Raw genomic sequence first — 20,406 nt, 5'->3', positions numbered from 1 at the left:
ACGGGCAACGGGGGAGACACGGCATTGTAGGCGCAGGCAATGGCCGGCCTCTGCGGCCAGCGGTCGCAGTCTTCATCGGGTTGGCATACGATCAACCGGGGCACCTGTTCATACATTGATCTGGATCAAGGCTGTTTGAAGTAGTCGGTCACATCATTCACGTCGTAGACCACCCTTCCCGCCACCTGCAACGGCACTATCCAACGAGGTAGCCAGGCCATGATTGATCAGACAGTCGTAGAACTGTCGCGGCTGCAATTCGCGCTGACCGCGATGTACCACTTCCTATTCGTACCACTCACCCTTGGCCTGTCGTTCATGGTGGCCATCATGGAGAGCGTGTACGTGATGACCGGCAAGGAGATCTGGCGCAGGATGACCCTGTTCTGGGGCGTCCTGTTCGGCATCAACTTCGCCATGGGCGTCGCCACCGGCATCGTCATGGAATTCCAGTTCGGCATGAACTGGTCCTACTACAGTCACTACGTGGGTGACATCTTCGGCGCGCCGCTGGCGATCGAAGGCCTGATGGCCTTCTTCCTGGAAGCCACCTTCGTCGGCCTGTTCTTCTTCGGCTGGAACCGCCTGAGCAAGGTCAAGCACCTGATGGTGACCTGGCTGATGGCACTGGGCACCAACCTGTCGGCGATCTGGATCCTGGTCGCCAACGGCTGGATGCAGAACCCGACCGGTGCGGTGTTCAACCCGGAAACCATGCGCATGGAAGTGGTCGACTTCATGGCGGTGGTGTTCAACCCGGTGGCGCAGGCCAAGTTCGTGCACACCGTCAGCGCCGGCTACGTGACCGGTGCGGTGTTCGTGATGGCGATCAGCGCGCTGTTCCTGCTGCGCAACAAGCACAAGGACCTGGCCCGTCGTTCGTTCGCGGTGGCCGCGGCGTTCGGCCTGCTGTCATCACTGTCGGTGGTCGTGCTGGGTGACGAGAGCGGCTACGCCGCCAGCGAACACCAGAAGATGAAGCTGGCCGCGATCGAAGCGATGTGGGAGACCGAGCGTGCGCCGGCCGACTTCACCGCCTTCGGCATCCCGAACCAGGAAACCCACCAGAACGACTACGCGGTGAAGATCCCCTACCTGATGGGCCTGATCGCCACCCGCTCGTTGAACCAGCCGATTCCGGGCATCCTGGAACTGGTCGAGCGCGCCGAACACCGCGTGCGTGGCGGCCAGCTGGCCTACGGTGCATTGGAACGCCTGCGCGCCAACAAGAACGACGTTGAAGCACGCGAGATGTTCGACCGCCACTGGCAGGACCTGGGCCACGGCCTGCTGCTCAAGCGCTACCGCGACGACATCCTCAACGCCACCCCGCAGGAGATCTCGCAGGCGGCGATGGACACCGTGCCGCGCGTGATGCCGCTGTTCTGGACCTTCCGCGTGATGGCCGGCCTCGGCTTCTACCTGATCGCCTTCTTCGCACTGGCCTTCTACTACTCCTGCCGCAACAACTTCCAGGACAAGCGCTGGTTCCTCAAGCTGGCCCTGTGGACGCTGCCGGCACCGTGGATCGCGATCGAGTGCGGCTGGTTCGTGGCCGAGTATGGTCGCCAGCCGTGGGCGGTCGATGGCGTGCTGCCGACCTTCTATGCGGCGTCGGGCTTGGCCCTGCATGAAATCGTGCTGACCCTGGCAGGCTTCACCGCAATCTACACCGCGCTGATCGTGGTCGAGATCAAGCTGATGCTCAAGGCGATCCGCAAGGGTCCGGACGAGGTGCTGCCGTCGCTGCAGTCGCCCCAGCCGCATGCTTCCCACAATGCCTCGGCGCCAGCCGCCGGCCAGGCCTGAGGCAGGAGAACCAAGATGGATTTCATTCTTCTGGACTACACCACGCTGCGCGTGATCTGGTGGCTGCTGCTCGGCATCCTGCTGATCGGTTTCGCCGTGATGGATGGTTTCGACCTGGGCGTGGGCACCCTGCTGCCCTTCGTCGCCCGCAACGACGCCGAGCGCCGGCGGGTGATCAACACCATCGGCCCGGTGTGGGAAGGCAACCAGGTGTGGCTGATCCTGGGCGGCGGCGCGATCTTCGCCGCCTGGCCGCCGCTCTATGCGGTCAGTTTCTCCGGGTTCTACCTGGCGATGTTCGTGATCCTGTTCGCGCTGATCCTGCGTCCGGTAGGTTTCAAGTTCCGCAGCAAGATGCCCAGCGAACGCTGGCGCAACACCTGGGACTGGGCGCTTTTCATCGGTGGCTTCATCCCGGCGCTGATCATGGGCGTGGCGGTGGGCAACGTGATGCTGGGCGTGCCGTTCCACTTCGATGACAGCATGCGCATCTTCTACACCGGCTCGTTCTTCGGCCTGCTGATGCCCTTCGCGCTGCTGGCCGGCCTGCTCAGCGTGTCGATGCTGGTCGCCCACGGTGCCGCCATGCTGGTGCTGAAGACCGACGGCCCGGTGGCCGAACGTGCAGCCCGTTTCGGCAGCATCGCCGCGATCATCGCCTTCGTGCTGTTCGCAGTGGGCGGTGCCTGGGTGGCCTTCGGCCTGCCGGGTTACCAGATCACCTCGCAGGTGGTTACCGATGGCGCCACCAATCCGCTGCTGAAGACCGCCGAACTCGGCGCCGCCGGTGGCTGGATGCGCAACTACAGCGCGATGCCAGCCACGATCCTGGCACCGCTGCTGGGCCTGGCCGGCCTGCTGGCCAGTGCGGTGCTGCTGCGTGCCCGTCGCGGCGGGCTGGCCTTCATCGCTTCCGGTGCGGCCATCGCCGGCATCATCCTGACCGTCGGTTTCGCCATCTTCCCGTTCCTGCTGCCGTCCTCGAGCCAGCCCACCTCCAGCCTGACCGTGTGGGACGCCTCGTCCAGCCACCTGACCCTGTGGATCATGCTGCTGGCCACGGCGGTGTTCCTGCCGATCATCCTCGCCTACACCACCTGGGTGTACCGCGTGCTCAAGGGCAAGACCACCACCGAAGAGATGGGCAACAACCCGAACGCTTACTGATTGACGGTGTGCCGGCCCACGGCCGGCACACCCTTGAACAAAGGAGATCGACCATGTGGTATTTCGCCTGGATTCTCGGCGCCGGCCTCGCCTCGACGGTGGCCATCCTCAACGGCATGTGGTTCGAAGCCCGCGAGCAGAACCGTATCGAGAAAGAAAATCGTCGCTGAGCTGTAAAAAAACCTTGCCGCCTTGGCCTTCACACGGTATCTTAGGCGGCTCCTTCGGGGTGTAGCTCAGTCTGGTAGAGCGCTACGTTCGGGACGTAGAGGTCGCAGGTTCGAATCCTGTCTCCCCGACCACTCACGTGGTCGCATTGAAGCCTGGTGAAGTCGTCCAGGCTTTTTTGTTCCCTGAAGTGGCACTGCTTCGGCAGTGTGAAGAAAACAGCATTCACCCCTTGCCGCCATCGGGGTGAATCGCTAGAATAGGCGGCTCCCTTCGGGGTGTAGCTCAGTCTGGTAGAGCGCTACGTTCGGGACGTAGAGGTCGCAGGTTCGAATCCTGTCTCCCCGACCACTTCGGTGGTCACCAAGAAGCCTGGAAGACATCACTGTCCTCCGGGTTTTTTTGTGCCAAGCGCCGGGCCACCCGCATGACGGGACCTTGCCCGGCAGCGCACGTACAATGGCCGCGCTGCCGGCCCACCTGCAGCCCCCACCCCCACCTGCCGCTTCGGCGTAGACCGATGCCGGCGCTGCATGCCGTTGCTGCGGCGTGCGACACCTGCAAGGACCACCGATGAGTTCCTCCACTTCCGATTCGCCGTCGCTGCTGCACGGTCGCGTCCTCGCGTTTGCCGCGATCCTGCTGGCAGCGGTCAACCTGCGCACGGCGGTCACCTCGATCACCCCGCTGCTGGACGTGCTCGGCCAGCAGTTCGGCTTCGGCACCACCATGACCGGCGTGCTGGGCATGCTGCCGACCGCCTCGTTCGCGCTGTTCGGCGTGGCTACGCCGGCACTGGCGCGGCGCCTCGGCCTGGAGCGCACCACCCTGCTGGCGATGGTGATGGCGATGGCCGGCCTGCTGCTGCGCTCCAGCGCCGGCAACGTCGGCACGCTGTTGCTGGGTTCGGTGCTGGCGCTGGCCGGCATGGGCATCGGCAACGTGGTCGTGCCGCCGCTGGTGAAGCGTTACTTCGCCAACAAGGTCGGCACCATGAGTACGCTCTACATCAGTGTGCTGCAGCTGGGCACGATGCTGCCGGCGCTGCTCGCGGTGCCGATGGCCAACGCTGCCGGCTGGCGCGTGTCGCTGGGCATGTGGGCGCTGCTGGCACTGGCCGCCGCACTGCCCTGGCTGGTGCTGGCCAAGCGCGCGCCGAAGCCGCAGGCCGACGCCACCGACCCCACCGCGCAGCCGCATGGCAAGGTCTGGCGCACGTCGCTGGGCTGGAGCATGACGCTCATGTTCGGCATGACCTCGCTGATGACCTACTCGATGTTCACCTGGCTGCCGCGCATCGTGGTCGAGGCCGGTGGCACGCCCGCGTTCGGCGGCGTGATGGTGGCCGTGTTCTCGGCACTGGGCCTGCTACCGTCGCTGGTCATCCCGTCGATGGCGGTGCGCCTGCAGAACCCGTTCCCGCTGGTGCTGATCGGCTTCTTCTCGTTCGTGATCGCCTTCACCGGCCTGCTGCTGGCACCGATGAAGGCCCCGCTGCTGTGGGCCTGCCTGCTCGGCGTCGGTCCGTCCACCTTCCCGCTGGCGCTGACCCTGATCAACCTGCGCACCCGCACCCCCACCGGCTCGGCGGCGCTGTCCGGGTTCATGCAGGGTGTGGGCTACAGCTTCAGCTGCCTGGGGCCGTTCCTGGTCGGCTGGCTGCACACCGTCAGCGACGGCTGGACGATCCCGTTCAGCTTCCTGTTCGGCTGCGCCACCCTGATGCTGTGCGCTTCCTGGGTGGCCTGCAAGCCGCGCAAGCTGGAAGACCTCTGGTAAGCCGCATGGGGCCAGCAACCGGCCCCACCTACCGCTCGTCAGCCCGTTTGCGCATTTTGACGCCGGGCTGACAATTCCGGGCGGATAGTGCCCACGAATGCCCATCCTTGCCGCGTGCCGGCATCGGGCATGGGGGCGGCAGCGCCGCCCAGGCCACCACTCGGTGCGCGGGGGACTCTCGTTTCAGACAAGACATTGCAGGTCGCTGTCCTGGTTCCGCCCATCCCTGCTGGATGGGAGTTCGCGAGGGGAGTGACGCAGGCCACGGCCACCCCAAAATCTGGCATGTGATGTGCGTCACATTTTTCAGGTTGTCTGGTTCGGAAGCCAAGGGGGTCCCCAATGGTTGTCCACCGCCGGCTGGCGCTCTGCGTCGGCCTTGCCTGTACCGCCCTGGCCTGGGCCAGCAGTGCTGCCCCGCCCGACCGCGAGGCGGCCCTGGCCGAGATCGGCCGCTACCGCGACCAGGCCCGCTGGCTGGATGCCCTCGGCGCCATCGAGCGCGCCAGCCAGCAGCAGCCCAACGACGATCTGCTGTTCAAGCTGCGCGTACTGACCCTGGGCGACATCGGCAATGCGTGGCGCGCCTGGGCGCTGTACCAGCAACGCCCGCAGCTGTTCGACGCTGCACAGAAGCAGCGCATCGAAGGCGACTACCTGGCCAAGCTGGTGGTCTGGAGCCTGGCCTACAGCAGCAGCGAAGACAGCCGGCTGGAAGAGGCCGAATCAACCCTGGCGCGCATGCAGCGCTACCTGGGCGCCGAAGGCACTCCACCCGCGCAGGCGCCACTGCGCATCCGCATGGACCGGCTGATCCTGCTCAACCGGCTGGGCCGCCATGCGCAGGTGCGCGAGGAAGCCCGCGCACTGCAGGCCGAAGGCCATGCCCTGCCCGACTATGTGCTGCCCGCAGTGGGCGATTCGCTGATGGGCACCCTGCACCCGGAGGAAGCCATTCCGGTGCTGCAGGCAGCGGTCGCTGGCGATCCAACGCGCGACGCCTCGCATTCGGAACTGGCATACGCCTACCTGGAAAGCGAGCAGCAGGAAAAGGCCGTCGACCTGCTGCAGGCGTGGCGCGACAAGGAACCTGCCTGGCGCTGGAGCAACGGGAAGTCGCCGTATCCAAACTGGTCGCGCTACGAGGCCGAACTCAACCTGGCGATGGTGCGCGCCTACAGCGGTGACCTGCCCACCGCGCAGCGCGATCTGGAATCGATGGTCGACATCGCACCGGGCAACGGCGGCCTGCAGAGTGCGCTGGGCAGTGTCTACATGATGCGCGGCTGGCCACGCAGGGCGCTGCAGCGGCAACAGATGGCGCATGCGCTGGACCCGCGCGACATCGAGCCACGGCTGGGCATGCAGGAAGCCTACGTCGCTCTGCAGCGTGATGACCTGGCGCGACCGCTGCACGACGATCTGGTCGCACGCTACCCCACCCAGCCCGCCGTCGAACGCATGGACCAGGCCTGGCGCGCGCATCGCGGTTGGCAGCTGAAGGCATGGACCGACATCGGACGCAGTTCCGGCGGGAGTGGCACCTCGCCGCTGGGCAACGATGATCGCCGCTATGGCATGGAGGTCCAGACACCCGTACTCGACGATCGCTGGCGGCTGTTCGTCTTCGCCGACCGGCGCTCGGTCGATTTCCAGGACCAGCGCATCGACCCGCTGTGGCTGGGCGCGGGCGTACGCTACCGCTTCGGCCGGCTGGATGCGGAAGCGGCCGTGCTGCGCGCCAACGACCACATTGGCGATACCGGCCTGCGCGTCGGCGTGGGCTGGCAGTTCAACGACTACTGGCATGCCGGACTGATTGCCGCACGCAATGATCCGGAGGCATCGATGCAGGCGCGCGTGGCCGGCATCACCGCTGACAGCGTCAGTGCGCAGGTCGACTATCGGCGCAGCGAACGCACGCACTGGGTGTTCGGCGCCAGTCGCTTCCGTTACGACGATGGCAACCATCGCGAACTGTTCAGCACCGCACTTGAACAGCGCCTGCTGACCCGCCCACGGTGGCTGATCGATGGCCTGGCCAGTGCCTACACCAGTCGTGGCAGCCGCGACGATGCCCCCTACTTCAACCCGAAGCGCGACCGCATGGTCGAGATCGGCCTGCGCATCGACCAGCAGCTGTGGCGCCACTACGAACGCCACTTCCGGCACCGGCTGACCGTCTCGCTGGGCGACTACTGGCAGGACGGCTTCGGCAGTGCGCTGGTGCCGTCGGTGTCGTACATGCACGAGTGGCAGCTGGGCCAGGGCCGCGTGTTCGAGTATGGCGTGCGCTGGTCGCGGCCGGTCTACGACGGCCATCGCGAACGCCATATCGGCTTCGAAGCCGCACTGCGCTGGGGAGACTGACATGACCCGCATCCTGCGCCTGATCGTGCTCCTGCTGCTGTCGGCTGCGCCGCCGGCCTTCGCGCAGCAGGCCCTGCATCTCGATGCGATCGACAACGGCCTGCTGATCCTCAGCTACCACGACATCCGCGACCAGGTCGCAGCCAAGGGGGATGCCGATACCTATGCGGTGAGCACGCAGAACTTCGCCGCCCACCTGGACTGGCTGGGGGCACACGGTTACCACCCGGTGTCGCTGTCGCAGGTGATCGCGGCCTCGCAGGGGCGCGCCACGCTGCCTCCGAAACCGGTACTGCTGACCTTCGATGACGGCCTGCGCAGCGTCTACGACAAGGCCTTCCCGCTGCTGCAGGCCTACCGCTATCCGGCGCTGGTGGCGGTGATCACCGACTACGTGGACATGGCACCGGGCCGCACCATCGACTATGGCTACCGCCCATTCGGCCGCGACGACTTCATCACCTGGGCACAGCTGAAGCAGATGCACGACAGCGGCCTGATCGAGGTGGCCAGCCATACCGACGATCTGCACCACGGGGTGCTTGCCAACCCGCAGGGAAATTCCACCCCTGCTGTCGTGACCCGCATCTACCGACCGGCCACGCACAGCTACGAGAGCGAACCACAGTACGAGCAGCGCCTGCGCGCCGATCTCGGCCGCAGTGTGCAACGCATCCAGCAGCACCTGGGCGTGCGCCCGCGCGCCATCGTCTGGCCCTATGCCGCCTACAACCAGCTGAGCAACGACATTGCCGAGCAGCTGGGCATGCCAGTGTCCTTCGATCTGGAAGGCCGCAGCACGCCGGTGGCCAGCGACCTGCATGGCCTGGCGCGCTTCCTGGTCAGCGACAACCCGACCGTGGAGGCGCTGGCCTACGAACTGCGCCGCGACGTCGCGCTCGATGGCATCCGTGCCCTGCAGATCGACCTGGATGATGTGTACGACCCCGACCCCGCACAGCAGGCGCGCAATCTGGATGCGCTGATCGAGCGGGTCAAGCGCGTCGCGCCGACGCACGTCTACCTGCAGGCGTTCGCCGATCCGGACGGCAACAACACCGCCGATGCACTGTACTTCCCGAACCGCCACATGCCGATGCGCGCGGACCTGTTCAGCCGCGTTGCCTGGCAGCTGAAATCGCGTGCGGGGGTGAAGGTCTACGCATGGCTGCCGGTGCTCGGCTTCGAGCTGCCCGACCCGGCGCAGCGCAAGGCGCTGGCGATCCGCAACGGCGATGCCGATGGCATGTACCGGCTGGATTTCACCAACCCGCGAGCGCGCCAGATCATGCTCGACATCTACGAGGACCTGGCGGTCAACTCGTACCTCGAGGGCCTGCTGTTCCATGACGATGGCTATCTGCGCGACACCGAGCTGCCCACGCTGGCGGCCGGCGATGGAGGCAGCGCACGCACGCAGGCATTGATCGACTTCACCCTGGCACTGCGCAACAGCGCGCAGCACTGGCGGCCGAAGCTGGCCACGGTGCGCAACCTGTACGCCGAACCGGTGCTGCGCCCACAGAGCGAAGCCTGGTTCGCGCAGCGCCTGGACCTGTTCAACAAGGCCTACGACCAGACCGCACTGATGGCGATGCCGTGGATGGAAGGCAGCAAGCATCCGGAACGCTGGCTCGACCAGCTGTTGGGCGCGGTGCGTGCGCATGATCCACAGCTGCAGCACACCCTGTTCGAACTGCAGACCGTCGACTGGCGCAGCGGGCAACCGATTCCCGCCGAGCGCCTGCGCGCGCAGATCCGCCAGCTGCAGGCGCAGGGCGTGCACCACTTCGCCTGGTACCCGGACGACTTCATCGCCGACCAGCCCTCCACCCGCGATGCCCGCGCGGCGATGTCCGCCGGCAACTTCCCGTACCCGGAGAAGTGACATGGACATGCATCCGTTGCTGCAGGTCCTGTTCCAGTTCGCCTTCTACTACCCGATGGTGATGGCGTTCTTCTGGATGTCGGGCGGCCTGTATTACTACTTCCGGCGCGAACGCCATTCGCGTCCACGCAACGACCCGCCGCTGATGGTCGATCCACCGTTCGCGAGCCTGCTGATTCCCTGTCACAACGAGTCCGCGAACCTCGACGACACGCTCGGCGCGGCGCTGGCACAGCGTTACCCGGCCGACTACGAAGTGATCGCCATCGACGACGGCAGCAGCGACGACACCGGTGCGCGGCTGGACGCCCTGGCGGCAAAGCACCCACGGCTGCGCGTGCTGCACCTGGACCGCAACCTGGGCAAGGCCAATGCGCTGCGCATGGGTGCACTCGCCGCGCGTTCGGAGTACCTGGTGTGCATCGACGGCGACGCGATGCTGGAGGAGCATGCGCTGCACTGGATGATCTGGCACCTGGTCAGCGGCAACCGGGTCGGCGCGGTGACCGGCAATCCGCGCATCCGCAACCGCTCCACCCTGCTCGGACGCCTGCAGGTGGCCGAGTTCTCCTCGATCATCGGCATGATCAAGCGCGCGCAGCGCGTATACGGGCGCATCTTCACCATCTCCGGGGTGATCGCCGGCTTCCGCCGTACCGCCCTGCACCAGGTGGGCTGGTGGTCGGATGACATGGTGACCGAAGACATCGACATCAGCTGGCGCCTGCAGCGGGCGCACTGGGACATTCGCTACGAACCCAACGCACTGTGCTTCATCCTGATGCCGGAAACGCTGAAGGGGCTGTGGAGGCAGCGGCTGCGCTGGGCCCAGGGTGGCGTGGAGGTGATGCTGCGCCACGCCCGCTCGCTGCTGCACTGGAAGGAGCGGCGCATGTGGGGCGTACTGCTGGAGTACGTGCTGAGCGTGATCTGGGCTTACACCATGTTGTTCATCGTGGTGCTGTGGGCGCTGGGCAAGTTCATCGAACTGCCGCCGCAGCTGCATATCGCCAGCCTGCTGCCGGAATGGCACGGCGTGATCCTGGCCCTGGTCTGCCTGCTGCAGTTCGCCAGCAGCCTGATCATCGACCGTCGTTACGAAACACAGATTGGACGCAACTACTTCTGGGTCATCTGGTACCCGATGGCGTACTGGTTGATCAGCCTTTCCACCACCCTGGTGGCGTTGCCGAAAACCCTGCTGCGCCGTCGCAGCAAGCGCGCCACCTGGACCAGTCCCGATCGGGGGATCCGATGAACGCACAACGCCCGTCCAACCGCTTCGACTCGCGGATGATCCGCAAGCCGCATCGCCAACCACGCTTCCAGCGCACCGCCTGGGGCTTCGTCACCCTCGCGTTCTGGGGGTTCTACTTCTACCTGTGGGCACCGTTGGTGACCCTGCTCTCGTGGCTGATCGGCGGGCAGATGGCCTGGCAGCAGCTGTACGAGCGCAAGAACCAGTTCGACCCCTATGTGCTGGTGGCGCTGCCGCTGATGCTGCTGTGTGCCAGCGTGCTGCTGATCGGCTGGGCCGAGTACAACCGCGCGCGCTTCCGCGGCCACGACCGGCGCCTGCCGCGGCCGCTGGCCAGCCTCAACGAAGTGGCCGCCGACCTGGGGGCCAGCACCGGGCTGGCCGAGCGCCTGCTCGGCTGCAAGGCCGCCACGCTGCACATGGACGATCACGCGCGGCCGATCGGCATCCGCCGCGAGGTGGTGTAACCCGACAACCCGGTGGGTGCCGACCCTGGTCGGCACTTGCTTTGGTAGATGCCGACCTTGGTCGGCACCGGGGTCTACCGCGAAGACCATCCACGCACGGCGTGGATCTACGTGCGCGTCTGCCCTTCACCGCGCACGACGAACCGTTCGACGGTGAGTGCTTCCAGGCCCATCGGGCCGTAGGCGTGCAGGCGCGTGGTGGAAATACCGATCTCGCTGCCCAGGCCCAACTGCCCACCATCGGAAAAGCGCGATGAGGCATTCACCATCACCACCGCCGAACGCAGCGCGTTGACGAAGCGCTCGGCGTGGACCGCCTCTTCGGTCGCAATCACTTCGGTATGGTCGGAGGTATAGCGGCGGATGTGCGCGATGGCCGCATCGAGGTCATCCACCACCCGCACGGCCAGCACCAGATCCAGGAACTCGGCGGCGTAATCCGCATCGGTGGCTGCGTTGCTACCCGGCAGCAACGGCTGCGCAGCCGCGTCGGCGCGCAGCTCCACGCCGCGCTCGCCGAGCGCCTGTGCCACGCGCGGCAGGAACGCTTCGGCCACATCACGGTGCACCAGCAGGGTCTCCAGCGAATTGCAGGCCGACGGACGACTGCACTTTCCGTCCACAAGCAGATCGATGGCTTTGCCGAGGTCGGCGCTGGCATCCACGAACAGGTGGCAGACACCCTTGTAGTGCTTGATCACCGGCACCCGCGCATGTTCGGCAACGAAGCGGATCAGGCCTTCGCCGCCGCGCGGAATCGCCAGATCGATCAGTTCCTGCAGCTGCAGCAGTTCCAGCATCGCTTCGCGGCGCAGGTCGGTCAGCACGGTCACCGCCGCCGGTGGCACGCCATTGGCCTTGAGCGCGCCCGCCAACGCCTGGGCGATGGCTGTGTTGGAATGGATGGCTTCGGAGCCACCGCGCAGGATCACGCCATTGCCGGCCTTCAGGCACAGCGCAGCCGCTTCGGCGGTCACGTTCGGGCGCGCCTCATAGATCATTGCGATCACACCCAGCGGCACGCGTACCTTCTGCACGCGGATGCCGTTTGGACGCACATCGTCGCGGGTGATCTGGCCGACGGGATCGGGCAGCGCGGCGACCTCACGCACGGCTTCGGCCATCGCGAACAGGCGTGCCGGGTCCAGCGCCAGGCGGTCGAGCATGGCGCTGCCAACGCCCTTGTCGCGCGCGGCGGCGAGGTCACGTGCATTACCGGCAAGGATCAGCCCGGCATTCACTTCCAGCGCCTGTGCCATGGCCAGCAGCAGCGTGCGGCGGGCCGCACTGTCGAGGCCGGCAACGTTCTGGGCCGCGTCACGGCAGGCACGCGCCTGCGTTTCGATGTCGCTCATCGGGGAGTCCTTCAAACCGGTCATGGCAGCACCAGATCGTCGCGATGGACGACGCTGCCGCCGTAGTTGTAGCCCAGCACGGCCTCGATGTCGCGCGAATGGCGGCCGGCGATCCGGCGCACATCGTCGGCCGCGTACTGGCTGACGCCGCGCGCGACGCAGACACGGCCCTGCGGCGCGTTCCAGCACACCTGCACCATGTCGCCACGGCGGAACACGCCCTCCGCGCCGGTGATGCCACCGGGCAGCAGCGAGGCGCCCTTCTCGCGCATGGCCTGCGCCGCGCCGGCATCGATCACGATCGCGCCCTCGACCAGCGGCGCGTGCCGCAGCCAGTGCTTGCGTGCGGCCTCGCGGCTGCGTGCGGCATGGATACGGGTACCGAACAGGCGATCCTGCGCCAGCGCGCGCACCACGTCGCCACTGCGGCCATTGAACAGATAGGTTTCTATGCCGAGGCGACCGGCCTTCGCCGCCGCCTCCAGCTTGGTGCGCATGCCGCCGGTACCAGCGCGCGAGCCGGCGCCACCGGCCATCGCCAGCACCTCGTCACTCAGTTCCGGCACGTCGTGCAACGGCCGCGCGTCGGCCACGGTGCGCGGGTCGGCGCTGTACAGGCCGTCGATGTCAGTGGCGATGAACAGTGCATCGGCATCGACCAGCGCCGCCACGGTCGCGGCCAGGTTGTCGTTGTCGCCGAGCTTGAGCTCGTCCACCGACACGGTGTCGTTCTCGTTGACCACCGGCAACGCGCCCAGCCGCAGCAGCTCGCTCAGCGTGGCGCGGGCATTGAGGTAGCGGCGGCGGTTGCGCAGGTCGTCGTGGGTCAGCAGCACCTGCGCCACCGGGCGCTCGAAGAAGCGCTGCCAGAGCCCGATCAGCTGCGCCTGGCCGAGCGCGGCCAGGGCCTGGCGTGCGGCCATCGCCGCGCCGGGCTCGTCGGCGCGCGGCAGGATCGCGCGCCCGGCAGCGACCGCGCCGGACGATACGATCACTACCTCACGCCCGGCCAGTACATTGGCAGAGACGAACTGTGCCAGGCCCAGCGCGTGGCGTGGCGACAGGCCGCCGCCATCGGCTGCCAGCAGGCTGCTGCCGACCTTCAGCACTGCACGCCGCCATGGTGGCAGCGCTTGTTCGGGGAACGGCGAGGCGAGGTGGGCAGCGTGCTGGATCATCGGTCAGGCTCTCAGCGAGTGTTCCATTCGTGCACGGTCAGGTCGGAGGCCTGCATCGTCACCAGCGGATCGGTGGCGACGATGGCCTGTGCCTGCGCCAGGCTGTCCACGTTGCACAGCACATAGGCGCCACCGCTGCCATCGGCGAAGCCGCCGGTCAGCTGCAGCTTTCCCTGCGCCTGCAACGCATCGAGGAAGTCACGATGCGGCTGCACGACGGCGGCATTGAAACCGGGCCGGCGCATGGCCAACACCAGGTAGACCGTGCCCGCCATCAGGACAGCGCCTGCCAGCGCGCGCGCAGTTCATCCAGGCGCAGGTTGGCTGCCGAACCCGGCGACACGCGAGCGGCCAGGCTGCCTTCCGGCGTGCGCCCCTGCCCTGCACTGTCGGCACCGGCCGCAGCGGCCTTGTAGGCCTCGCGGAACGGCACACCAGCCACGGCCGCTTCCACGGCAACGTCGGTGGCATACATGCCCGAGTCGATCGCTGCGCGCAGCCTGTCGTCACGCCACTCTAGATTGGCCAGCAGCGCCGGCAGCAGCTCCAGCGCGGCCAGGCCACGGCCGAAGCCATGGAAGATGGCGCCCTTGGACGACTGCAGGTCGCGATGGTAGCCCGACGGCAGCGACAGCAGCTGCTCGATCTCGGTGCGCGCGGCGGCGACGCTGGCATGGGTGGCGCGCATCAGCTCGATCACATCCGGGTTGCGCTTGTTGGGCATGATCGAGCTGCCGGTGGTGTACTGCGCCGGCAGTGCGACGAAGCCGAACTCGGCGCTGGTGAACAGCGACAGGTCCCAGGCGATGCGGCGCAGGTCCAGGGTGGCGCCACCGAGGGCTTCCAGCGCGGCCAGCTCGAACTTGCCCCGCGACAGCTGCGCGTAGATCGGCGAGATCTGCATGCGCGCGAAACCGAGCGCAGCCGTGGTGTGTTCGCGGTCCAGCGGCAGATTGACGCCATAACCGGCGGCGGTGCCCAGCGGGTTGGCATCGATCAGTGCATGGGTGTCACGGGCGCGGATGGCATTGTCGATGAAGGCCTCGGACCAGCCCGCCCACCACATGCCGGCCGAGGACACCACGGCACGCTGGATGTGGGTATAGCCGGGTATCGGCAGGTCCTTCTCGGCCTGCGCACGGTCCAGCGCGACCTTGGCCACTTCGGCGCTGAGCTGCGCCACGCGCTGCAGCTTCTCTTTCAGCCACAGGCGGGTGGCCACCAGGATCTGGTCGTTGCGGCTGCGGCCGGTGTGGATCTTGCGGCCGGCGTCGCCGAGGCGTTCGGTCAACCGCGCTTCGATCGCCGAGTGGCCATCTTCGTACTGCGTATCCAGCACGAAGCGGCCTTCGCGGAAGTCCTGCGCCAGGATCTCCAGTTCGCGCAGCAGGCCTTCCAGCTCGTCGGCGCTGAGGATGCCGATGTGCTGCAGGCCCTGTGCATGCGCGGCGCTGGCGGCGATGTCGTGCAGGAAGAATTCGCGATCGAGGATCACGTCGTCGCCGGCGAGGAAGGTCTGGATCTGGGCGTCGACGGCGACGCCGGGCTTCTGCCAAAGAAGGTCTGCCATGGGGGCTCCGGAATACGTGTTCAGTGCGGGATCGACGTCAGTTCGTCGATGCCCAGCGCGAGGTTGAGGTTCTGCATGGCCTGGGTGGCCGCGCCCTTGAGCAGGTTGTCCAGGGTCGCCACCACCACGACCCGCTTGCCGCCCGGGGCCAGGGTGAAGCCACCGACCTGGGCACCGTGGCGACCGGCAATGCGGCTGACCCACGGCGCTTCATCCACCACTTCGATCAAGGGTTCGCCGGCATAGGCCTGCTGGAAGCGCTCGACGATCTGCTCGCGGGTCTGCACCCGGTTCAGCCACAGATTGGCGGTGAGCGTGATGCCACGGAAATGCGGCGCGACGTGCGGCATGAACTCGACCGCCACGCCCAGCTGCACGGACACTTCGCGCTCGTGCACGTGGTTGGTCAGCGCATACGGCATCAGGTTGTCGGCCAGCAGTTCAACGTTGTTCTTGTCCGACGGCGTGGTACCGGCACCGGAGTAGCCGGAGACACCGAAGCACTGCGGCGGACCGGCCAGCAGGTCCAGCAGCGGATGCACCACCAGCTGCATTGCCGTGGCATAGCAGCCCGGGTTGCTGATGTGCTTCTGGCCGTTGTAGCGGCCGCGGGTCAGCTCCGGCAGGCCGTAGTACCAGCTGTTGTCGAAGCGGTAGTCGGCCGAGAGATCGACGATGACAGTGTCCGGCTTCGCGGTTTCAAGCGCGGCCACGAACGGCGCGGCCAGGCCATTGGGCAGGGCCAGGATCACCGCATCCACGCCCTTGGCGGCCACCGCGTCGGCGTCCAGGTTCTCGTACTGCAGGTCACCCTGGAATTCCGGATGGTGATCGGACAGGCGCTGCCCGGCGCGCTCGCGCGAGGAGACGAAAGCCAGTTTCAGCCGCGGATGGGCGGCCACCAGCTTGATCAGCTCGGCACCGGTATGGCCGCGGGCACCGACGATACCCAGGGTGAAAGTCGAATCGTTCATGCGTGACTGTCCAGGCGGTACTGCAGGTGGCGCTTCACGCCCTGCCATTCCGCATCGATGATGGAGAAGATGACGGTGTCGCGCGGCGTGCCGTCGGCATGCCGCTTGTGGTTGCGCAGCACGCCGTCCTGCTTGGCGCCGAGGCGGGCGATGGCGGTACGCGAAGTAAAGTTGAACCAGCTGGTTTCCAGCACCACGCTGATGCAGCCCATGGCCTCGAAGGCGTGCTGCAGCAGCAACAGCTTGGCTTCGGTGTTGGCGCCGGTGCGCTGCACACGCGGCGCATACCAGGTGTAGCCGAGACTGAGCTTGGGCACGCCGGCATCCATGTCGTAGAAGCGCGTGCTGCCGATGATCTCGCCCGCCGCATCGCGGATCACGAAGGGCAGCACCTTGCCTTCAGCCTGCGCCTGCAGCGCGGCCTGCACATAGTGCTCGACCCGCTGCGGGGACGGCACCTGGGTGTACCAGAGCTGGTCCAGGCCGCTGCCTTCAAGCGCATCGCGCAGGCCCGGCACGTGCTCCATCTGCAGCGGCTTCAGGGTTACGTGCTGGCCGCGCAGGGTGGGAACCGTGTTCCAGGCATCGAGGTTGCTCATCGCTCAGCCCTGCAGGCTCGGGGTGCGCTGCGCGCAATGATCGACATAGGTCTTGATCCGGTCGATGCCATCGGCACCGAACCAGAACACCTTCCACTGATCCTGCTTGTAGCAGCCATCGGACTCGGCGTAGTAGAAGTGATTGATCGGGTTGCCGTGGCGCGAGCGCCAGAACAGCTGCGGGGTTTCCTCCAGCATCACGTTCCATACTGCGCGGCCCAGGCCCTCGCCCTGCGCGTCGTCGAGCACGGCGAACTTGTCCAGGTACACGCCCTCTGCCTCGTCGGTGAGGATCACCGCGGTGCGGTAGTTCTCGCTGACATAGGCACGCAACAGTTTGGTCTTCTCGAAGTAGTCCGGCACCAGGGTGCGGCCGAAACTGGATTCGATCAGGCCCTTCAGGCGCGGCAGGTCCAGTTCGTCCCAGGCGGTGGCGCGCAGTACTTTCTCGCCCTTGCGTACCAGCGTGCCCGAGCCCTTGTGGGTGAACAGTTCCTTGGCCAGGTCGGCCGGACGGGTGATCGACACCGACGATTCCAGCGGCAGGCGATCAAGCAGATCCTTGATCTGTTCGATCTTCACCTTCATGCCGCCGTGGATCCACGGCTGCGCGATCAGATGGTCGTACTCGGTGGACAGGTTGATCGAATCGATCACGTTGCCCTGCTCGTCCAGCAGGCCGCCGGTGCCGGTCAGGAAGATGATCTTGTACGGCTGCAGTTCCTGCACCAGCTCGTTGGCGGCGAAGTCGGCGTTGACGTTGAGGATCTGGCCGCCGGCGGTCTCACCCAGGCTGGTGATGACCGGGATCGAACCGGCGCGCAGGCTGGCCTCGATTGGCGCCAGGTTGACCTTCTTCACCTCGCCGACCAGGCCGTAGGTGTCCACGTCCAGGTACTCGGCCTCGAACACACCACCGGTGATCGAGGTGGCGCGCGCGCCGTTCTGCTGCAGCGCCTCGACCAGGCGCAGGTTGGACTGCTGGAACACCCGGCGCACGATCGCCAGCGCTTCCGGCGAGGTCACGCGCAGGCCGTTCACGGTCTGCTTCTCGATGCCGGCGGCCGACAGCTCGGCATCCAGCTGCGGGCCGGCGCCGTGCAGCACGATCGGGGTCAGACCGACCTCCTGCAGGAACGACAGCGAGGAGGTCAGCGCGTCGAGGTCGTCGCGCAGCACCGCGCCCCCGACCTTGACCACGGCGAAGCGCTTGGCATCCAGCTGCGAAAAGCGCTTGAGGTACTGGCTGATCTCCTTCGCGCTGGCCATGCTGGAAAGCAGGCGCACGATGGTCTGGCGGGTCTGGCGGTGGGGCTGGAGGGCAGGAGACATTTCGGTTTCGTCGGAAAGGGAAGAATCAGGCGCCGGCGGCGATGATGCGGTGCACGGCGTCGGTGTAGCGCTGCAGCTGCTCCAGCGTCACGAACTCGTCGGCGGTGTGGGCCTGGGCGATGTCGCCCGGGCCGAACACCAGCGTGGTGTAGCCACCGGCCGAGAACAGCGAGGCCTCGGTCCAGAAGTCCACCGCGTTGCCGATCGGCAGGTCCAGCGCATCGGCCACGTCGCGCGCCAGCAGGCGGCGGTTCTCGGCTTCGGCGATGTCACCGGCCGGCAGGCTGGGGCCACGGAAGGTTTCGGTGAACAGTGCCGCCTGCGGCTCGGCGAAGCCGGCAAAGGTCGCCAGCAACGCATCGATATCCATCGACGGCAGCGGACGGAAACCGAAGCGCACTTCGGCAGCGGGCGCGATCATGTTGGCCTTGATGCCACCTTCGACGCGACCGATGTTGAAGCGCAGGCCGGTCAGCCCGCCGAAGCGCGCCGACGCCAGCGATTCCACGTGATCCAGCGCGCGGTTGCCCCAGCGCATGGCCTGATGCAGCGCGCTGGCGGCTGCATCCTGCTTGCCCGAGGCATGCCCCGCGCGGCCAGCGAACTGCATCAGCACCGAGCTGATGCCACGGTGCGCCAGCACCGCCTCGCTCATGGTCGGCTCGGCCACCAGCACCGCTTCATACGGCAGGCCACGGGCCAGGAACGCAGCGATGCAGCGCGGATCGTTGGCTTCTTCATCGCTGGAGAACAGGAAGGCTGCATCACCGTCGCTGGCATTGGCTGCGGCCACCAGTGCGGCGGCCGCGCCCTTGATGTCACACACGCCCAGACCGACCACGCGGTCGTCCAGGCGGCGCATCACGTGCGGGTCGGCACTCCAGTGCGGCGAATCCGGCACGGTATCCAGGTGTACGTTGAACAGGTACTTCGGCGTCCCGCGCACGGCGTACAGGCTGACCGCACCGGCGCCGTGGTCGATCACCTCGACGTTGAAGCCGGGCAGGTTCGCGCGCAGGTAATCGAAGATGCCACCGGTGGTGATCGCACGCGGCGGGTTGCGGGTGTCGAAGGACACCAGCGCCTGCAGGTGATCGAGCGTCTGTTCAAGCATGAATCAGCAATCCTGTGGAATTCCGCCGGGCATGGCCCGGCGCTACCGGAATGCGTCTGGTGGAGAGCCCCCTTCTTGTTGAAGGGGGCGCGCCAACGGCGCAGGGTTGAGGTGGAATGCGTGGTCAACCGCTCAGCGGTTGACTTGCGCGTAAAGCGTCGAGCTCATGCCGAACAGCTTGATGAAGCCCTCGGCCTCTTCCACGCCCCAGTCGGCCGACTGCGCGTAGGTGGCACCCTTGGTGTTGAGCAGGTGCGGCGACTTCACCGCCACTGCATCGACGCGGCCACCACGGGTCTCCAGCACCACTTCACCGTTGACCTTGGCCTGCGAGGACTTCAGGAACGCTTCGATGTCGGTCTTCAGCGGGTCGTGGTAGAAGCCTTCGTACACCAGCTCCACCCACTTGCGCGCCACATCCGGCTTGAAGCGGTTCTGCTGCTTGGTCAGCACCGCATCTTCCAGCGCGCGGTGTGCGGCCAGCAGCGAAACCAGGCCCGGGGCCTCGAACACGATGCGGCCCTTCAGGCCGATCACGGTATCGCCGGTGTAGACGCCGCGGCCAACGCCGTACGGGGCGAACAGCTTGTTGAGCTGGGCCAGGATCTGGTCGCCCGGCAGCGCCTTGCCGTTCAGTTCAACCGCTTCGCCTTCGACGAACTTCAGGGTGACCGTCAGCGCCTGCTCCGGCCACTCGCTGCGCGGTGCGCACCAGCCACGGGCGCCCTCGCCCGGGGCTTCCCAGCGGTCGATCTCGCCGCCGGACATGGTCAGGCCCAGCAGGTTCTCGTTGATGGTGTAGGCCTGCTGCTTGGCGCGCACGCCGAAGCCGCGCTCTTCCAGGTACTTCTGCTCGTAGGCGCGGGTCTGGGTGTGTTCCTTCTGGATCTCGCGGATCGGCGCGATGATCTGGTAGTCGCCCAGTGCCTTCACGGCCAGGTCGAAGCGGACCTGGTCGTTGCCCATGCCGGTGCAGCCGTGGGCGATGATGTGGGTGCCCAGTTCGGCGGCACGCTTCAGCGCCGCATCGACGATCAGGTAACGGTCCGACACCAGCAGCGGGTACTGGCCCTGGTAGCCTTCACCGGCCCACACGAACGGCTTGACGAAGCCTTCCCAGATGGCCGGGCCACCGTTGACGGTAACGTGGCTGGTCACGCCCAGCTCGGCGGCGCGCTTTTCGATGAAATCGCGCTCTTCATCATCCACGCCGCCGGTGTCGGCGAACACGGTGTGCACGTTGTAGCCACGCTCCTGCAGGTACGGCACGCAGAAGCTGGTATCCAGGCCGCCGGAGAAGGCGAGAACGACGTCTTTGTTGCTCATGGGGAGGGTATGTCCTGGTAGCGCCGGGCCGTGCCCGGCGGAAATGATTGAA

Annotated in this window: 17 protein-coding genes and 2 tRNA genes; 10 read left to right on the top strand and 9 right to left on the bottom strand. The window is 66.6% G+C overall.

Annotation, left to right across the window (positions count from 1 at the left end; all coding sequences use genetic code 11):
- Positions 1–219: 219 nt before the first annotated feature.
- From N5D45_RS07910 to pgaD, 10 genes are all read left to right on the top strand, one after another.
- Positions 220–1,809 carry a cytochrome ubiquinol oxidase subunit I gene (locus tag N5D45_RS07910; RefSeq protein WP_005410352.1) on the top strand — a complete coding sequence of 530 codons (1,590 nt, stop codon included), beginning with the start codon at positions 220–222 and terminating at the stop codon, positions 1,807–1,809.
- A 15-nt stretch (positions 1,810–1,824) separates the two neighbouring features.
- Positions 1,825–2,976: a cytochrome d ubiquinol oxidase subunit II gene (gene cydB, locus N5D45_RS07905; protein WP_279938719.1), complete on the top strand. Its 1,152-nt coding sequence runs from the start codon at positions 1,825–1,827 to the stop codon at positions 2,974–2,976.
- Positions 2,977–3,029: 53 nt separating this feature from the next.
- A complete protein-coding gene (cydX, locus tag N5D45_RS07900; RefSeq protein WP_005410354.1) occupies positions 3,030–3,146 on the top strand; it encodes a cytochrome bd-I oxidase subunit CydX in 117 nt (38 codons plus the stop codon).
- Positions 3,147–3,201: 55 nt separating this feature from the next.
- A tRNA-Pro gene (locus N5D45_RS07895) sits at positions 3,202–3,278 on the top strand.
- Between the two features lie 140 nt (positions 3,279–3,418).
- Positions 3,419–3,495, top strand: a tRNA-Pro gene (locus N5D45_RS07890).
- A gap of 222 nt (positions 3,496–3,717) precedes the next feature.
- A complete protein-coding gene (locus N5D45_RS07885) occupies positions 3,718–4,923 on the top strand; it encodes an MFS transporter (protein WP_043400972.1) in 1,206 nt (401 codons plus the stop codon).
- Positions 4,924–5,265: 342 nt separating this feature from the next.
- Positions 5,266–7,293 (top strand): poly-beta-1,6 N-acetyl-D-glucosamine export porin PgaA, encoded by a 2,028-nt coding sequence (gene pgaA / locus N5D45_RS07880; RefSeq protein WP_279938718.1) that lies wholly within the window; start codon positions 5,266–5,268, stop codon positions 7,291–7,293.
- Position 7,294: 1 nt separating this feature from the next.
- The gene (gene pgaB / locus N5D45_RS07875; protein WP_019336644.1) at positions 7,295–9,181 is read left to right on the top strand and encodes a poly-beta-1,6-N-acetyl-D-glucosamine N-deacetylase PgaB; all 1,887 of its coding nucleotides are present in this window, start codon (positions 7,295–7,297) and stop codon (positions 9,179–9,181) included.
- Between the two features lies 1 nt (position 9,182).
- The gene (gene pgaC, locus N5D45_RS07870) at positions 9,183–10,439 is read left to right on the top strand and encodes a poly-beta-1,6-N-acetyl-D-glucosamine synthase (protein ID WP_010486660.1); all 1,257 of its coding nucleotides are present in this window, start codon (positions 9,183–9,185) and stop codon (positions 10,437–10,439) included.
- Positions 10,436–10,906: a poly-beta-1,6-N-acetyl-D-glucosamine biosynthesis protein PgaD gene (gene pgaD / locus N5D45_RS07865; protein WP_010486657.1), complete on the top strand. Its 471-nt coding sequence runs from the start codon at positions 10,436–10,438 to the stop codon at positions 10,904–10,906. The genes pgaC and pgaD overlap by 4 nt, the downstream gene beginning before the upstream one ends.
- Positions 10,907–11,013: 107 nt before the next feature.
- Here the strand turns inward: pgaD and N5D45_RS07860 are convergent, their stop codons facing one another.
- The 9 genes from N5D45_RS07860 to N5D45_RS07820 all read right to left on the bottom strand — a co-directional run bounded on the left by N5D45_RS07860 (position 11,014) and on the right by N5D45_RS07820 (position 20,354).
- Complete coding sequence (locus N5D45_RS07860; RefSeq protein ID WP_057503878.1) at positions 11,014–12,285, bottom strand: glutamate-5-semialdehyde dehydrogenase; 1,272 nt, start codon at positions 12,283–12,285, stop codon at positions 11,014–11,016.
- Entirely contained in the window at positions 12,282–13,439 is a 1,158-nt protein-coding gene (gene proB / locus N5D45_RS07855; protein ID WP_279938716.1) for a glutamate 5-kinase, read from the bottom strand. The genes N5D45_RS07860 and proB overlap by 4 nt, the downstream gene beginning before the upstream one ends.
- 11 nt (positions 13,440–13,450) lie before the next feature.
- Positions 13,451–13,714: a YciI family protein gene (locus N5D45_RS07850; RefSeq protein WP_164193886.1), complete on the bottom strand. Its 264-nt coding sequence runs from the start codon at positions 13,712–13,714 to the stop codon at positions 13,451–13,453.
- Positions 13,714–15,009, bottom strand: coding sequence for an argininosuccinate lyase (gene argH / locus N5D45_RS07845; RefSeq protein ID WP_279938715.1), 1,296 nt, complete (start codon positions 15,007–15,009; stop codon positions 13,714–13,716). Before argH ends, N5D45_RS07850 begins: the two co-directional genes overlap by 1 nt.
- Before the next feature lie 20 nt (positions 15,010–15,029).
- Positions 15,030–15,983 (bottom strand): N-acetyl-gamma-glutamyl-phosphate reductase, encoded by a 954-nt coding sequence (gene argC, locus N5D45_RS07840; RefSeq protein WP_057503880.1) that lies wholly within the window; start codon positions 15,981–15,983, stop codon positions 15,030–15,032.
- Positions 15,980–16,582 (bottom strand): GNAT family protein, encoded by a 603-nt coding sequence (locus N5D45_RS07835; RefSeq protein WP_057503881.1) that lies wholly within the window; start codon positions 16,580–16,582, stop codon positions 15,980–15,982. The genes argC and N5D45_RS07835 overlap by 4 nt, the downstream gene beginning before the upstream one ends.
- A gap of 3 nt (positions 16,583–16,585) precedes the next feature.
- Complete coding sequence (locus tag N5D45_RS07830) at positions 16,586–17,914, bottom strand: acetylglutamate kinase (protein ID WP_010486643.1); 1,329 nt, start codon at positions 17,912–17,914, stop codon at positions 16,586–16,588.
- A 25-nt stretch (positions 17,915–17,939) separates the two neighbouring features.
- A complete protein-coding gene (locus tag N5D45_RS07825; RefSeq protein WP_010486641.1) occupies positions 17,940–19,028 on the bottom strand; it encodes an acetylornithine deacetylase in 1,089 nt (362 codons plus the stop codon).
- A gap of 132 nt (positions 19,029–19,160) precedes the next feature.
- A complete protein-coding gene (locus tag N5D45_RS07820) occupies positions 19,161–20,354 on the bottom strand; it encodes an argininosuccinate synthase (RefSeq protein WP_019336650.1) in 1,194 nt (397 codons plus the stop codon).
- Positions 20,355–20,406: the final 52 nt, after the last annotated feature.

It is taken from the genome of Stenotrophomonas sp. GD03819 (assembly GCF_029841665.1).
Lineage (GTDB): Bacteria > Pseudomonadota > Gammaproteobacteria > Xanthomonadales > Xanthomonadaceae > Stenotrophomonas > Stenotrophomonas geniculata.
The sequence above is the reverse complement of the archived record's forward strand: the minus strand, read 5'-3'. Positions and strand labels throughout refer to the sequence as shown.